Raw genomic sequence first — 15,017 nt, forward strand, 5'->3', positions numbered from 1 at the left:
GCCCACATCTGATCAAACCTGCACAATTGGGTGCCCCATATCTGGCGGGCCTCATCGCCAGATGTGGGACATTCGCGCGAAAGCGCGAACCGCTTCCCGGGGTGTTTCAGCTTCCGTCACCCACCAGAGGCCGAGTACAACAGCTCAACAAAGCCGTTCTTATAACCCACCACGTTCTTCAAACTCCACCTCTCCTCCCTCACCGAACCATCGAACAATCGCAGCCCTTCACCCAACAACACAGGCGCGATCATCAACCTGATCTCGTCCACCAACCCAAGTTCGAGAAAACGCTGGCACAACATCGCCCCGCCCACCAGCCAGATATTCCGATATCGAGGCTTGAGCCTCTCATCAACCAACACCTTGAGATCGCCCGAATAGAATTCGACGCTCTCCCTCGCCGGTGGCCATTCTCTGCCGGTCACCACGACCACCGGAGTATCGCCATACGGCCAGCCCAGCTCAAGCGCGTGTTCATACGTGCGGGAACCCATCACATAACAGTCGATCGTTTTAACGAAGGCCGCAGCCTCCTCTTCCGAGATGGAAACCCCGGCCTCGTAGACGCCTCCAGGGCCATCCAGCCAGCCAACACTGTTGTCCTTCTTCGCGATGAAACCATCCAGACTGGAAACCACGTGCAAAGTTACACTTTGTCCTTTAGCATCTCCTTCGCTGCCTGACATCGTTCCTCCTCGGCCTAGATGACCCACATCCGACCAAACCTACCACAGCCAGATGCCCATGGGCCGGGTGGGACGGGTGGCCCACATCTGACCGCACCACCACAAATCGGGTGCCACATTCATGCGGCCTCATCGCATGAGTGGGAATTCGGCGCGTGGCCCATGCGCATAAATGAGTTCTTGGCGCGGTAAGTGCGAACCTGTTATTGAGCAAAGCATCTTACTTGACGAGTATGATATCCGCCGTAGTTCCCGCTACTGGAGGAGTAAACGTCTCTTCGACGGGCTTGTATCCATCAGCTTCGACTCTTACTCGAACCGGGTCGCCAGGTTTCGATCGGACGTATAAGTGAAATACACCGTGACTGTCGGTCGTTGTAGGCGCAGCCGCTCTGGCAGCTGAAACATGCGCTCCATAGAGAGGCTTCATATCCGGACCGAGAACATACGCAAAAATGTGTTGCGTATTCAACTCTGAGGTCTGGCCAAGTGAAAACCCGAAGGACAACAGTCCGGCGAATAATGCAAACCACACCACGATCCTGAGTTTTTCATTAGCCTTCCCAAAGAACTTGAGGGTTATTCCAGAGAAAAGCAGGACTAAGAAACCGAACATACCAAGTTGGGATTTCACGGCTATCGCAAAGATTTCGGCAACAGCTTTGAGTTCTGGGGCAGAAAAAGTCACGCGGTGAGTACTCCAGTTGAGTTGGTTTGATTGCGTCAGAGCAATGTACTACACCGTCGAACCAATGCAAGAGAGAATTTCAGTACTCGAGTCTGACCAGCTTGGCGGGTGGCCCACATCTCAAGTGACGCCACAAAATCGGGTTGCCCTACACCTCGATTCTGAGATGTGGGTTCGCGCAAACCGCGAACCGTCACACGCCAAGAGTCTCTTTACAAGTCGAGAGCCACCACCCAGGCGCGCCGCGCCAGAGATAGATCGCCAGGTTCTGCCCAATCACCAACGCTGGGATCGCATACAAATAAATCTTGTGCACACGTCGATCCACAAGAAGGTCGCGCGCGACGCCAAGCAGCATCACCGCATCCACGCAAACAAAGAAGAGACTGTGGTTGAACAGATAATCGAAGCGGCCGAAAGCTGCATCGAGCAGGCCGCACGTGGCCAGCACCAGGAAGCGCCGGTGCAAGTCCGGCTTGCCGCGCCATACGATCGCAAGCCCAACCAGCGTGCCGAACGCCGCCATGTCGAAAAACGGCACGCTGAGAAATGCGGGATCGGGCTGATGAAGCTGCAAAGCATCGAACCGCCCCATCACCACGGCAATCACCGACCCCAGCGTGACCATCATGGCCCCAAGAACAGCCCCAAACCATCCCAGCGTCCGGTGCACACGCACCTTCCGCACGCGCACCAGCGCTGATTGCAGGATAAAGAAAACCACCCACCCGGAAAATGCAGCACCGTGAATCCACAAGAGCACCGGCCTCGGCGGAGCGGCATGAATCAGAAAGCGGTCGACCGTCCTGCTGAAACCGGCCACCACAATGCCTGCCACAACCAGCGAAAGGAAGAAGTAGAAGTAGCGATCCACCAGGCCGCCTCGGCCGATGATCTGTGAAAGTCTCCGTGAAACCGGGTGCGCAACCGCGGACTGACTGGCTGGGGCCATCAGACCCTCCAAATGCTTACCTCAGGTCGAGGGGAGGAAGTGCGCATGAGAGGCCTGAAGAAGTTGAGATACTCTATCACGGTCGGGTGGCCCCACACATGAAATAGAGCTGATACTTTGGGTGCCCCATTCATGCAGTCTCACCGCATGAGTGGGACATACATAGTCAGTCGTTAAAACAAAAGCTGGCCGCAATCGCATGAATTGCGGCCAGACAAATGCAGCACAACAGTCGCTTAATCGAGCCGCTGAACGATGGGGCAGTTGATCGAGAAGCCTGAGCTACCGAACTTCGCTCCCCCTGGTCCAGTGATCAAACCATCGTCCACGAACGTGAGAATCTGGAACTCCTCACGAAGTTGACCGCGAAAGTTCCTGTTGATCGCGTCGCTGGTCCACTCATACAGTTGAGCGTCCCACGCCGGGCTGTAATCAAGCGCAATCGTCGGTACGCCGCCCAGAACATTGTTGGGACGATGGCCATCGGCAAGATCCGCCGAGAGACCCTGACGTAATGGATTGTCGCAACCTCCAGACTCTGGACCATTGGTAGCAATGAAGATGCGCTCAACCGGGCTGGCGAAACTGTCGTCGTGGCCCAGTACCAGATTGTTCATCAGTGGAGCATACGTGTTGTGCTCGATCGAAGCTGCGATCTGGTTGCTGGCATCCATCGAGAGGTACCAGACTGGTCGGCCAAAGCTAAAGCCGTTGATCAGGTTCAAGGTGACAGTCATGTTGATGGGATCAATGGCGACCACCTGATCATGAACCTTCGAGTAGTCGACATTCCCCGTCGGGAAGTTAATCTGGCTTGCATCAACGTCGAAGGCGACGATGGGTGCATTGTAGATAACACCGCCGGCATTGGTAATGGTGACGTACGGACTATAGTTCTTGTCTCCAATTGCACCAGGCTGGAACGAAACGGGAGGGAACTCCTGGCCTGCAGGTCCGGGCACAACGTTGCGTTGCGCCGAAAAATCCACGGTCCCCGCGTCGAACACAATGTTGCCATTGCTGTCCAGATTGCCTGTTCTCGCAGCATTCGCCGCGAAGCCCAGCTTCGCAGAAAAGTTCAGCCCCAGCTCTTGAGCGACCGCCTGATTCGAGACATCGGTCAGGATGTACCACACGTTCTTTTTTGTTCCCTTAAGAGTTCCCTTATACAGGGGAATCGTGATCGTGCCATGTGTAGCGTCCACCGCCCCCGTATTCAGCAACTGCACAGGGCCAACAAGGCTGGGATTCGTCGTTGAAGGAGAAGGCCCAAAGTACGAAAGTCCAACACTTGAGCCCACGGACGGAGGCGCAGGAAACAGATTGCAACCAGGCCCAGGGCCAACAGGGCCCGGCCCGGGGCCCTGATCGGAATTAAATCCCGAAGACACGCCTGCGGTTGAGACCGCGCTGCCCGTCGTTGAAACTGACGTTGCGGTGGCGCGCTTAACCTTCGCATGTATCGCCAACGTTTCAGCGGACAACTGCGGCTGGGCAGGCGCGGGAGCCTGAGCGAACATGCTGAAAGCGTTTCCCGCAAGGAGAGCGCTGACGGCGAGGAGTTTAGGGGAGGCGTAGAAGGGGGTCGCTGACACTCTTCCAGTTGCATTACGATGTCTGCTTGACAGACGGGGCACTACGAACATTTGAGGCACCTCAAAGATGAAGGACGAACGCCTAAGGTCGAAAAAAAGAAAGCGACGTCCCTCTGTCCCGATTTGCGAACACCAGGTCAGTCACTGACACTTTTTCTCCTTTTGCGCACACGTCTGATTGCAGACAACGCTTGTCGGTCACAGGTATCGAAAATAAAATTTCGATGGACGTCGATGTATCAATCAATAGACATCACGGAGAACAGGAAGGACGGGCAGGACGAGTGGCCAACATCTGACCGAGTTACTACAATCGGGTGCCCCATATCTGGCGGCCTCATCGCCAGATGTGGGCCATTCGGGCGGGTGGCCCATATATCAAATCTCTCCGACAAATATGTGCTCCATTCACGCGGTCGTATCGCATGAGAGCAAATCAATTTTGAGGTCCCCGTGACTGACTGTTGCTCTCGATTTGTGACAGTGCGGACATTCTCGCCCGCTCGCTTTGTTTAGATGCTTTGAGAACACGAAGACTCCGCTGCATGAAGGGCATCGAATCGCTGCATTATTTCCGTACTCGTCCAAGACATTTGGGTTATCGATTCGTAGATGCATGCCGGGATTCTAGCTTTTTTCGCAGGCAACGAATATTAGGTCGTCAGAAATTCCCACAGGCAAATTATTCAAAACGGGACGAGAAACCGATGTTATTCTCCCAGCGAAGCTAGATGCATACTAAAGGACACCGGATGAAGAAAAGGAAAGCGCGAACCACCGTGATCGTCACACAGGCTTCAACAGTCGAACTGACAAAAAGAAGTAGTAGTAACTCACTCCAATTTGAGGTGCGTAGTGGCAAACAGCTCCTCGGCACCCTGATTATGGGCCGTGGAAGTGTACAGTGGTGGCCAAAAGGAAATTCGACAAACGACTACAAAATGTCCTGGAAAAAGTTCGCCAATCTTCTTGAGGAGAAGACGAACTAAACCAACAGATTCACCCAGATCCAACAGTGGGTGGGGCTGGGTGGCCCACATCTGACCAAACCTGCCACAGTTGCGTGCCCCATACCTGGCGGCTTCATCGCCAGATGTGGGCATTCGAGCGAGAGCGCGAACCGCCTTGCTTAAGGGCACGGCTTCAGAGGCTGCGGAAAAACGGACTGATTTTTGGATGTGATTGGATGTGTCCCGTTTTTTGGTGCCGATTGAAGTCGTGGCCTCATGGATTTTGTCTTCCGGAGGGCGTTTTCCCGCCTCCAGAGACACGTATCCCTCGGTACTACACTGCGAGTAGCATCTGCATCCTCCTTAGGTTGTGCGCGGCGGAGACGATCTGGACCAGCCAGTTGACGCGGGGGAGACCGCGCAGCTTGACCTGGCGCAGCGCGCGGTCCAGCTTGGCCCAGGCGAAGACCTTCTCCACCAGCTTGCGCTTCTGCTGGCTGAGCCGGAAGCCGTCGCTCGAGCGTTCGGCTGTGGTGAGGGAGTTGGGCCACTTCGGATTGGGTGCGTACTCCGCAACGTGCGGCACCACGCGCCGGGCGCGTAACTGCGCGACGAACGACTCGTGCTGATAGCTCTTGTCGGCGCCCAGCGTGATCTCCGTCGCCATCTTCGTTCGTTGCCGGTCGCGGTCGATCATCCTGAGCGCAGCCTCGCGCTCGGCGGTGGTGCTGGACTGCGTGGCCAGCGCCTGGACCACCAGACCGTTGCGGTTCTCCGTCAGCACATGGCCCAGATAACTTGGCACCACCGCCCCGGAGGAACTCTTGCGGTACAGCCGTGCCTCCCGATCGGTGGTGGACTCATGGGTGTCGCGCAGCAGCTTGCGACCGCGTGCTCCCGTGCCGCGATCGGGCGGGTCCTGCTTCTCGCGGAAGCTGCGCCGGCTCACCCAGGCCTGGATCAGCGTGCCGTCCACGGTGAAGTGTTCTTCGCTCAACAGCCGGTGGGCATGCGCCTGTTCGACGATGGCCAGCAGCAGCCGCTCCGCCACCTCACCCTTCATCAACCGCTCCCGATTCTTGGTGAACACGGTCACATCCCAGATGGCGTCGTCCATGTTCAGGCCCACGAACCAGCGGAACAGCAGGTTATAGTCCAGTTGTTCCATCAACTGCCGCTCGCTCCGCACCGAGTACAGCGCCTGCAGCAGCAGCGCACGCACCAACTTCTCCGGAGCGATCGATGGACGCCCACCAGCCGCATACAGCGTGTCCAAGTGCGCCGACAACTCAGCCAGCGCCTCGTCCGTCATCCCCCGGATCGCCCGCAACGGATGGTCCGCCGGTACGCGCTGCTCCGCACTGATATAGCTGAATACTGCCCCTTGCTGTAGATCGTCCCCTCGCATCTCCTCTTCTTATCAAATCTCTCTGTTTAAAACTCAATGAGTTTTTCAACAGCCTCGAAAGCCGTGCCGTAACCGCGCCTCGGACGAGGCGCCTCCGCTCTGCCGAAGGCCGTCGCGAAGTCCGAAGGACGAAGCGACCAGATATCGCCTTCCCCTCCCAGCCGGCCGAATCATCCATGGGCGGGTGGCCCATACATCAATACCAACACATTGAGTGCCCCATTCATGCGGTTTCATCGCATGAGTGGGGCATTCGCGCAAAGCGCGAACCGCCTTGCTTAAGGGCCCCGGCAGTCACACGCCAAGAGTCTCTTTACAAGTCGAGAGCCACCACCCAGGCGCGCCGCGCCAGAGATAGATCGCCAGGTTCTGCCCAATCACCAACGCTGGGATTGCATACAAATAAATCTTGTGCACACGCCGATCCACAAGAAGGTCGCGCGCGACGCAAAGCAGCATCACCGCATCCACGCAAACAAAGAAGAGACTGTGGTTGAACAGATAATCGAAGCGGCCGAAAGCTGCATCGGGCAGGCCGCACGTGGCCAGCCCAGGAAGCGCCGGTGCATCTCCGGCTTGCCACGCCATACGATCGCAAGCCCAACCAGCGTGCCGAACGCCGCCATGTCGAAAAACGGCACGCTGAGAAATGCGGGATCGGGCTAATGAAGCTGCAAAGCATCGAACCGCCCCATCACCACGGCAATCACCGCTCCCAGAGTGACCAGCACTGGCCTCGGCGGAGCGGCATGAAACAGATTCTGATCGGCTGTCCTGCTGAAACCGGCCACTACAATTCCTGCCACAACCAGCGAAAGGAAGAAGTAGAAGTAGCGATCCACCAGGCCGCCTCGGCCAAGGATCCGCGATACGGGACGCGCAACCACTGTCTGCCCTATATCTCGACTCTGAGATGTGGGCATTCGAGGCGTCACTTCATCTCCTCCATCGTCCCATCCGACCACCTCGTCACCGGAACAAAGAACGTAGTCACCGGCTCGGGGTCCCCTTGCGCGGCGAAGACCGGCGAGCCCTTGAGGTTCGCGCCCCAGCTCGCCGCCCCCGTGGGCGGAAGGAAGAACATCAGGTGCGGATGCCAATGGCCATCCGTGTCGTTCAGGTAGCCCTGCTTCGACATCATGTAGCACATCGACCCCGGGTCCGGCGCCCCGAAGACCTTCTTCGCCACCGCCTCCTTCATCCGCTCCTCCACCTGGTCCTTCGTCAGCCCGGCCAGCACCAACTCCGTCCGCTTCAGGTACGCCGGCAGCACCGACCGCGCCGCGACGGCATTGAAGCAGTGCGGCGCACGCACCTTCGGGTTCCAGAACTGCGGGTCGTCGAAATTGGCCGCCCACATGCGCACGACCAGGCATACGAAGCCATTCGTCCCCTTCGCCGCCGTCTCGTAGCCGTGCTCCCCGAGCACCAGCACCTCCGCCTCGCGGCTCACGGACTCAGGCCCCGCGCTGCGCGCCAGCGCGGCCTCCTCCGCCGCGCTCGCCATACGGTACTGCGGGACCGGGGCCATCGCCGGATAAGGCGCCTTCGCTTCCTGCGCCCACCCCACCCCAGCCGCACCGAGAAGAGCCACACCATACACCACGCCAGATACCATCGCTCCAATCGTCCGATTCGTCATCTAGCCTCCTTGAAAAAGTCGCTTCACCTGCCTCAGTTGCCATTCCCAAATGTGAACACCGTTCACATGCTAGGACGGGTGGCCCACATCTGACCATCTAGCCACCAATCGGATGCCCCATATCTCGATTCTGAGAGGTGGGCATTCGCGCGAAAACCGGGTCCCCGGCCAGCTTGCTGGCTGGGGTCGGAAAGCGCGAACCGCTTCAGGCACAGCGGGACTTCAGCCATACGTCCCGCGGCCATCCATAGAGCTTCATGGAGGTCCCCCGAAATTCCTGTCAAGCCCTCAACCCTGTGCAAAACCCTCCTCTAACTTCCCATCCGAAACAATCCAAATCACTTCCCGCCCAAAAACAAATCTCTACAAACTGGCAGTTTCCCTATCCCGATTCTCTATAATAGAAATAGGTACAATAAAGAAGCCCCGGCACACGCGCCGGGGCTTCTTGTTTTAACCCGGCAAACCAGGGGATCTGGCAGCACAATTGCGCCCGAGGTCCAGACCTAAATTCGCTATTTTGAAGATTTTGCACAAAAACAAGGGGGTACACCCATGAACGAAGCCACCATCAACGACGATCAGCCGAACAACGACTTCCAGTGCCACCACATCTTCCCCGACGGCTTCCGCTGCGGCAGCCCGCGCATGCGCGACGAGCAGTTCTGTTACTTCCACCACGACTCCCGCCGCCCAGTCGTCCGTCCACACGAGCGCCTCGCGCGCCGCAGCACCTTCTCTCTCTTCACCCCCACCAGCCACGACGCCATCCAGGAGTCCCTCGGCGAGCTCCTCATCCGTATCGCCGCCAACGACATCGACCCGCGCCGCGCCGGCCTGCTCCTCTACTGCCTCCAGATCGCCTCCGCCAACCTGCGCGTCGCCCAGAAGACGCAGCAAACCCAGACTCCACCCGAACCCGACAGCAATTGATTCCCCTTGACGAAAGCCCGGTCCAGGCCGGGCTCTTTCATTTGCGGGTGCCCCAAATCTCAACAGCAAACCACGCCTCTCTCAGAGCGTCGTGAGGTTACGCTTGGCAACCAGCTTGAGTTGCAACATCGAGACCATGCCAGATGCAGCTCCGGATAAAAGCCGGTATAAATCCCACATCTGGCGAAGCGATCCTCGACCGAATGGTCCCTATGAACCGGCAATACCCTTGTTGACCAGGACCTTAACCTCAACGCGACGGTTTTCGGCTCGCCCGGCCTTGGTTTCGTTCGGTGCCGCTGCCCCGTATTCTCCCATAGCGCCCGGCGCCACGATATGCCGAATCGGTACGCCGCCCTGCTGCTGCAACACAGTGATGACAGCTTTAGCGCGGTCCCCGCTCAGTTTCGTGTTCACCGCAGCGCTGCCGGTCGAGTCGGCATAACCCGTCACCTCGATGATGTATCCGGTCATGCCCTTTGCCGTTGCCGCCAACTGTTTGAGTTGGTCCACGTCCGCCTTCGAGATCTGGCTGCTACCGGTTGCGAACTTCACGGTTGCGTTGGCCTTCACGTCGTAATCAGCCAGCGTAGTAAAGCGCTGCGAGTTCGCCTGGATATCACTCATATTCTGATCGATGCTCTGTTTATGGGCCGCGATCTGCTGCTGATTGGTTTCGATATCTGCTGTGTTGGCCGCGATGTTCTCCTTGTTTGCCCCGATAGCCTTCTGGTGCTCCAGCAGCTCCTTCTCGTGTTCAAGAACCTGATCTGAGGTAGGCTGCAAACCGGCCTCGATCATCTGGGCCGATTCGAGGTCATCGCCGTCGACGGTGATCTTCTTCGCCAGGACCCGGCCCTCGGTATCTCTCGTTCCATCGACTGAGATTTTAAGTCCCGGCATCAGCACTGACATGGTCAATTCCGTCCTGCCCCAGCCGAACAGGCCCCTCTTATCTACAACTCTCGTGTCGTCCGCCAGAACCACAGTGAACTTCGACTGTGAGCCGTTCACGATTAACGTCTCTCCAGTGCGTCCACTGATAATTCCTTTGAAGTTGTCGCCAAAAGCCGCTACCGAAGAAAGCAGGAATAAGGTGGTCATGCCTGCCACTATCACTTTCCGATTGCAATTCATACTCGCCTCTCTTCCTTTTCTCGTTATTCGTTATTGAATTCCCAGATGAAGTCTCCGCCGAGCGACATTACTGTCACTGTAAGAACTGTTCAGGATATGCTTAATCCCGAGTTGACGCAGCGCAATTAGGGAAATCCCTAGGTGGGAAAACGGTTGCATCGGGCGGGCGCGTGGCGGGTGACCCACATATGAAAAAACCGATATCCCAATCGATCGGTGTTAACGAGGACGGGCAGGTGACCCATACTTAAAATGGCACCGATACACTGGGTGCCCCATTCATGCAGTCTCATCGCATGAGTGGGCATTCGCGCGAAAGCGCGAACCACAATCTTCCCCTGCTCCCAAAAGCTAAACTGAGATAGAGGAGCAACTCATGGAATCAAAGATCACCGAATCCGAAATCAGCAATCTCGTAGACACCTTCTATACCAAGGTTCGTCTCGACCCCGACATCGGCCCCATCTTCAACGCCATCATCGACGACTGGCCCCACCACCTCGCCTTGCTCAAAGACTTCTGGTCCACCGTCCTCCTCACCACCGGCCGCTACAAAGGCGACCCCATGATGAAGCACCTTCAACTCCCCCTCGATCCCCCGCACTTCGAGCGCTGGCTCGCCCTCTTCGCCGAGACCGCAAACGAAGTCCTCCCGCCCACCCACGCCGCCAACGTCGTCGACAAATCACACCGCATAGCCAAAAACTTCAAGGCCGGCATCGCCCACCGAGTCTCTACTTCTAAGACTTTGCACCAAATTGGTAGGGACGGGGCTAAGAATGAGATGGATGTGTAAAATCCACCTGCACAGACATCTCAACCTCCACGCGCCGGAGCGACCGTGCTAGCCAGCGAAGCATTCGAAGTCCTTGGTCTGGAATCTACGCCACCCCCACCCAGGTCAAGGAGACCTATCGGGACCTCGTCAAGGTGTGGCACCCCGACCGCTTCGACAGCGACCCTCGCCTCAGAAAGAGGGCGGAGGACCAACTCGCAAGGCTCAACGAAGCCTACAGCACCCTCCAGGACTACAGTCCGCCGGAGACCCTGGGTGCTCCCCCTCAACCAGACCGCGCCGGTTCATCACCACATCAGGCGCAGACCCGGCCTCCCTATCGTGCCTCCTTTCCACGTCTTGTCCTCGGCCCGTTTCTCTACCCCTTGCTCGGACTCTTCCTCGTTCTTCTGATCGGGTATCCCACCCTGCGGTATCTGATCGCGCACACTTCAACTCCCCCGCCTGCAACCTCCCAGCCGCGACCTCTCGCCGCTCCTGCCGTCGTACAGCCACCCGCCGACGTTCCAGAACTCATCAGCAACCATCCTGCGACGTCCGATCGCAGACACACGACCATCGAGTCGATATGCTCTCGCAAGAAGCGTTCAGGGGGGCCGGCCGCATACGTTCGCTGCCTCGAACAGCACCTTGATCAACAGGAGAAATCCGCCTCCCCAGCCCCGAGCCGCTCCCCTCTCAATGAGGGTGGCCCTTGACTCGATGACCTCCGCGATCGGAGCCGACACTGCAGGATCAACTTCCAGGAACGGAAGGCCTCATCCTCTTGAGCCCCCCGCCTCAACCACCATCGGCTCCCAAGCAAATCCGCCCGCCAGCTTCAGCAGAACCGCCTCCACCTCATCCGCCGGCAATGGCCGCGAGATGAGAAACCCTTGGACCTCATGGCATCCCCGTTCCTGCAGGTGCCTCGCCTGCTCGGCGGTCTCCACTCCCTCGGCGATCACGCGCACCTGCATCAGCCTGGCCATTCCAAGGATCGCCTCAGCGAGCTTCGCCTGCCCGTTGCCCGTTCCGATCTCGCGCACAAACATTCGATCGATCTTGATCTTGTCAATGGGGTACCGCACGAGATATGCCAAAGCTGAGTAGCCGATTCCAAAGTCATCCAGCGCGATCAAAACCCCCAGCCGCTTCAGCGCCTCGAAGTTCTCCAGCGTCTGCGGAGTAGGCGTCAGCAGCGTGCGTTCCGTAATCTCAAGCTGGATCGTCTTTGGAGGCAATCCTGCCTTCGCCAGCCATCGCTGCAGCTTGAACACAAAGTCCGGAAGCTGCAGTTGCTTCGACGCGACATTCACGCCAATCGCAATCTCCCCCACCCCTGAGGAGCGCCACCGCGTCGCCTGCTCAATCGCGCTGCGCAGCACCCAGTCCCCAATCTCCACGATCAGCTCGGACTCCTCCGCGACCGAGATAAACTCGTCCGGAGACACCGCGCCTCCCTCCGGATGCCATCGCAGCAGAGCCTCCACTCCGCTCGCCTTCCGCGTCTCCAGGTCCACCAGCGGCTGAAACACCAGCCGGAACTCGTCCCGCGAGATTGCCATGCGCAGCGCATTCTCCTGCTGCACCCGCCGCAGCAGTCCCTCGCGCATCCCTTCCTCGAAGATCTTCGTGCTGTGCACTCCCTGCCTCTTGGCGGCTGTCAAGGCGATGTCGGCCTCCTGCAACGACACCTGCCACGGCGTCTCCGGCCCACCCAGAAAGCTTATGCCAACGCTCACCATCGCCGTGTGCTGATGCCCCAGAAACGACACCGGCGCCTCCATCGCACGATGGATCGCCTTCGCATACGACTCGGCCTCCTCGATCCCTCCCTCCAGAATGACGAGCACCGAAAATTCGTCGCCCTCAAACCGCGCCAGCGTCTCTGCCTCGTGCAGCACAAGCTGAATTCTCCGTACGACCTCAACCAGAAAGCAGTCGCCTGCCAGCCGCCCGTACGTATCGTTCACCGTCTTGAAGGAGTTGATGTCGATGAGAAAGATCCCTGCAACAGAGTTCAACGGGCGCTCTGCCATTCCGTGATGGACCTTCCGCAAAACCTCTTCAAACTGCATCCGGTTCGGCAGTCGTGTCAGCCGGTCGTAATACGCCAGGAACCGGACCTCTGCCTCTGCCTGGCGCTGCTCCGACACATCGCGAACAATCGAGTTCATGCTCAACTGTCCCGTGGCCTCGTCGACCAGGATGTCGTGGTGCCACTCGCAATACAGCACCGTTCCACTCTTTGTTACGTTCGCGCATGTCGAGAACTTTGCCTCGTGCGTTGACAAGACCCTCTCCCACTCCACCCTGGTCTGAGTCCGCTCATTCGGCGCAGCAATAAGGTCGAAGATGCTGCACCCTATCGCCTCCCCGCCCGCGTAGCCGAACAAGGCCTCTGCGGCGGGGTTCCATCCAGTCACGCGAAAATCCGAGTCCACCTTGATTCGCGCCAGTGTCGATCGCTCAAACAACCGGCGGTCTTCCCCCAGCAGCCTAAGCTCCCACGAGTGCATCGCGGCCACGCTGCGCCAACTCTTCAACACCCCTGCCACCAGAATCGCGAACCCAAACCCAAGCTCGATGCGAAGCGGCGTATTCGGTTTGCTCGCAAAGGGCCCCTGAACGCTATACAGCAACCAGTGAGCTGCCCGCAGCCATACAAAGATCGAAGCCAAACGATCCAGAGCAGTGGCCAGAATCAACTGATAGCCCAGCGCGATGCAACCGCATGCGCCCATTGCTGCGTTGATCCGCAAACTGGAGTCAAAGTTCCCCGTCAGAACCAGCCCCACTGACAGACTCGCTGGTATAAGCCAAATGGTCCAGTGAAACTGACGTTTCGGATCTACCTCTCCGAAATCCTCTGCGGCCAGGTAAAACAGGCAGCCGCTCGATGCAGAAAGCAACGTCACCAGTAGCTGCGTTGAAACCGTTGGAAGCAATCCTTCGTGGATCCACGCAAAGGCACATAACAGCGCGGCCGTCCCCGAAAACTCAGCCAGTCCGAGCAGGAGGAAGAATCTCTGCCTGGTGCCCTTCCACCAAATCGCCAGCAGAGCCGTCACTAGAAGAGCATGTGGAAGCGTCGTTGATGTCGCAGCACGAAACAGGTCAGTCCTCACTCCGTGAAGCTCTCCTGTTCGTCAAGTATCTTCGCCAACTCGCTCCCCATAGAGTCCCACACCATATCAGGCCGGGCTGCTCCTCCGATACCAAGCAAACGCAATGATTAGGTGCGAACCATTCTCCACAGAATGCGGCCCTCCCGAAAGAAAAATCCGCCCCGGCCTTTGAAGAAGGCGGCGTCACTTGGACACCGGTGAACACAGACGGCGGGCATCCAAGGGGAATAAACGTCAGTCGCAAGAGGTAGGGCATGCGCTCATCCGGTCGTTGATCCTCGTCGGAGGTCAGAATCTATCTGCCTTTTCGCCAATAGGTTAGAGGTTTGGGCAGCCCAAATGTTGTATCAGGCGGCTTAACACTTCCGAGCTACAGTCAGCGCCGCGAAGGCCTTCTAAGATCGAGGTTCAGACTTTGAGGAGTCCTCATGCTTCCCTGCTGCCGCCATACCTCGATCACAGTGCTGATTCCTGCCATCTTTCTCATCTTCTCGACCGCAGCGTCCCGCCCAGCGCTGGCTGACAGCTTCACGATCACAACTGTCTCCTACTCGCAGAGAGCGAGTTTCCTCGGCATCGACTCCACCGGCGACTTCGTCCTCAACGTCACCAACACCGTCTCCCACACAAATCCCACCTGCGACGGAGTCGCGGTCTCGCCCAACACGCAGTGCTTTGAAACCTTCTACGTCGGCCAGGTCAACCCAGTCTTTTCCACCACCGCCCCCGACTTGATCCTCGACAACGGGACCGCTTGCACCACCAGCCCGGGCGGCGACTACGACATCTACTCCGGCCGCTGCAACAACGGCCACGAGATCTTCGGCGGCATGGACGACAGCAGCCGTGGAGTGTGGTCCGGCTCCGGCGACAGCTTTTCTCTCCTTAGTAGCGGCTCCTACGACGGCGGCTTCATCAACAGCAACGGCGACTCCGTCTACATTGACGGGCTCGACAACAAGCTCATCTACGCGGACGACAAGACCACCGACCCCAACCCCATCCCCGAGCCCGCAAGCTGGCTACTCCTGGGGACCGGCGGTCTCTTCTTGCTCGGCGCTCTGCGTCGCAAGGTGAACCGCAGCTACAGCTACTGGACGTGGACACGATAGCCGGC

The 15,017-nt window shown here is 58.1% G+C and carries 14 protein-coding genes; 4 read left to right on the forward strand and 10 right to left on the reverse strand.

Annotated features, from left to right (window positions below; all coding sequences use genetic code 11):
* Positions 1 to 116: 116 nt before the first annotated feature.
* The 8 genes from OHL16_RS18970 to OHL16_RS19005 form a co-directional block, all read right to left on the reverse strand.
* A complete protein-coding gene (locus OHL16_RS18970) occupies positions 117 to 689 on the reverse strand; it encodes a dihydrofolate reductase family protein (RefSeq protein ID WP_263368777.1) in 573 nt (190 codons plus the stop codon).
* A gap of 220 nt (positions 690 to 909) precedes the next feature.
* Positions 910 to 1,377, reverse strand: coding sequence for a carboxypeptidase regulatory-like domain-containing protein (locus OHL16_RS18975; protein ID WP_263368778.1), 468 nt, complete (start codon positions 1,375 to 1,377; stop codon positions 910 to 912).
* Positions 1,378 to 1,570: 193 nt separating this feature from the next.
* A complete protein-coding gene (locus OHL16_RS18980) occupies positions 1,571 to 2,329 on the reverse strand; it encodes a hypothetical protein (RefSeq protein WP_263368779.1) in 759 nt (252 codons plus the stop codon).
* Positions 2,330 to 2,565: 236 nt separating this feature from the next.
* The gene (locus OHL16_RS18985; protein ID WP_263368780.1) at positions 2,566 to 3,924 is read right to left on the reverse strand and encodes a DUF7482 domain-containing protein; all 1,359 of its coding nucleotides are present in this window, start codon (positions 3,922 to 3,924) and stop codon (positions 2,566 to 2,568) included.
* A gap of 1,284 nt (positions 3,925 to 5,208) precedes the next feature.
* Complete coding sequence (locus tag OHL16_RS18990) at positions 5,209 to 6,282, reverse strand: IS5 family transposase (RefSeq protein ID WP_263368781.1); 1,074 nt, start codon at positions 6,280 to 6,282, stop codon at positions 5,209 to 5,211.
* A 294-nt stretch (positions 6,283 to 6,576) separates the two neighbouring features.
* Positions 6,577 to 6,870, reverse strand: a complete 294-nt coding sequence (locus OHL16_RS18995) for a hypothetical protein (RefSeq protein ID WP_263368782.1) — start codon at positions 6,868 to 6,870, stop codon at positions 6,577 to 6,579.
* A 74-nt stretch (positions 6,871 to 6,944) separates the two neighbouring features.
* Positions 6,945 to 7,205 (reverse strand): hypothetical protein, encoded by a 261-nt coding sequence (locus tag OHL16_RS19000; protein ID WP_263368783.1) that lies wholly within the window; start codon positions 7,203 to 7,205, stop codon positions 6,945 to 6,947.
* Positions 7,206 to 7,213: 8 nt separating this feature from the next.
* Positions 7,214 to 7,924 carry a hypothetical protein gene (locus tag OHL16_RS19005; RefSeq protein WP_263368784.1) on the reverse strand — a complete coding sequence of 237 codons (711 nt, stop codon included), beginning with the start codon at positions 7,922 to 7,924 and terminating at the stop codon, positions 7,214 to 7,216.
* 555 nt (positions 7,925 to 8,479) lie between these two features.
* Here OHL16_RS19005 and OHL16_RS19010 point away from each other — a divergent pair.
* Entirely contained in the window at positions 8,480 to 8,857 is a 378-nt protein-coding gene (locus tag OHL16_RS19010) for a hypothetical protein (RefSeq protein ID WP_263368785.1), read from the forward strand.
* A 210-nt stretch (positions 8,858 to 9,067) separates the two neighbouring features.
* On the opposite strand, the gene OHL16_RS19015 is transcribed toward OHL16_RS19010, so the two are convergent.
* Positions 9,068 to 9,961: an OmpA family protein gene (locus OHL16_RS19015; protein WP_263368806.1), complete on the reverse strand. Its 894-nt coding sequence runs from the start codon at positions 9,959 to 9,961 to the stop codon at positions 9,068 to 9,070.
* Positions 9,962 to 10,370: 409 nt separating this feature from the next.
* Between OHL16_RS19015 and OHL16_RS19020 the strand changes: the two genes are divergently transcribed.
* Together OHL16_RS19020 and OHL16_RS20425 are read left to right on the forward strand one after the other, a co-directional pair.
* Positions 10,371 to 10,790 carry a group III truncated hemoglobin gene (locus tag OHL16_RS19020; RefSeq protein ID WP_263368786.1) on the forward strand — a complete coding sequence of 140 codons (420 nt, stop codon included), beginning with the start codon at positions 10,371 to 10,373 and terminating at the stop codon, positions 10,788 to 10,790.
* Positions 10,791 to 10,873: 83 nt separating this feature from the next.
* On the forward strand, positions 10,874 to 11,488 hold the full coding sequence (locus OHL16_RS20425) for a J domain-containing protein (RefSeq protein WP_396127227.1): 615 nt from the start codon (positions 10,874 to 10,876) through the stop codon (positions 11,486 to 11,488).
* A gap of 60 nt (positions 11,489 to 11,548) precedes the next feature.
* On the opposite strand, the gene OHL16_RS19025 is transcribed toward OHL16_RS20425, so the two are convergent.
* Complete coding sequence (locus tag OHL16_RS19025) at positions 11,549 to 13,900, reverse strand: putative bifunctional diguanylate cyclase/phosphodiesterase (protein ID WP_263368787.1); 2,352 nt, start codon at positions 13,898 to 13,900, stop codon at positions 11,549 to 11,551.
* A gap of 428 nt (positions 13,901 to 14,328) precedes the next feature.
* Here OHL16_RS19025 and OHL16_RS19030 point away from each other — a divergent pair, with 428 nt between their 5' ends.
* On the forward strand, positions 14,329 to 15,012 hold the full coding sequence (locus OHL16_RS19030) for a PEP-CTERM sorting domain-containing protein (protein WP_263368788.1): 684 nt from the start codon (positions 14,329 to 14,331) through the stop codon (positions 15,010 to 15,012).
* Positions 15,013 to 15,017 lie beyond the last annotated feature (5 nt).

It is taken from the genome of Edaphobacter bradus (assembly GCF_025685645.1).
In the GTDB taxonomy this organism is placed as follows: Bacteria; Acidobacteriota; Terriglobia; order Terriglobales; family Acidobacteriaceae; genus Edaphobacter; species Edaphobacter bradus.

Bases quoted from the DNA above. Each gene is read 5' to 3' on its own strand.
- OHL16_RS19020 (WP_263368786.1), top strand. From the start codon at position 10,371: ATGGAATCAAAGATCACCGAATCCGAAATCAGCAATCTCGTAGACACC.
- OHL16_RS19010 (WP_263368785.1), top strand. From the start codon at position 8,480: ATGAACGAAGCCACCATCAACGACGATCAGCCGAACAACGACTTCCAG.
- OHL16_RS18970 (WP_263368777.1), bottom strand. From the start codon at position 689: ATGTCAGGCAGCGAAGGAGATGCTAAAGGACAAAGTGTAACTTTGCAC.
- OHL16_RS19015 (WP_263368806.1), bottom strand. From the start codon at position 9,961: ATGACCACCTTATTCCTGCTTTCTTCGGTAGCGGCTTTTGGCGACAAC.
- OHL16_RS19000 (WP_263368783.1), bottom strand. From the start codon at position 7,205: ATGCCCACATCTCAGAGTCGAGATATAGGGCAGACAGTGGTTGCGCGT.
- OHL16_RS18995 (WP_263368782.1), bottom strand. From the start codon at position 6,870: ATGGCGTGGCAAGCCGGAGATGCACCGGCGCTTCCTGGGCTGGCCACG.
- OHL16_RS19005 (WP_263368784.1), bottom strand. From the start codon at position 7,924: ATGACGAATCGGACGATTGGAGCGATGGTATCTGGCGTGGTGTATGGT.
- OHL16_RS18990 (WP_263368781.1), bottom strand. From the start codon at position 6,282: ATGCGAGGGGACGATCTACAGCAAGGGGCAGTATTCAGCTATATCAGT.
- OHL16_RS18980 (WP_263368779.1), bottom strand. From the start codon at position 2,329: ATGGCCCCAGCCAGTCAGTCCGCGGTTGCGCACCCGGTTTCACGGAGA.
- OHL16_RS19030 (WP_263368788.1), top strand. From the start codon at position 14,329: ATGCTTCCCTGCTGCCGCCATACCTCGATCACAGTGCTGATTCCTGCC.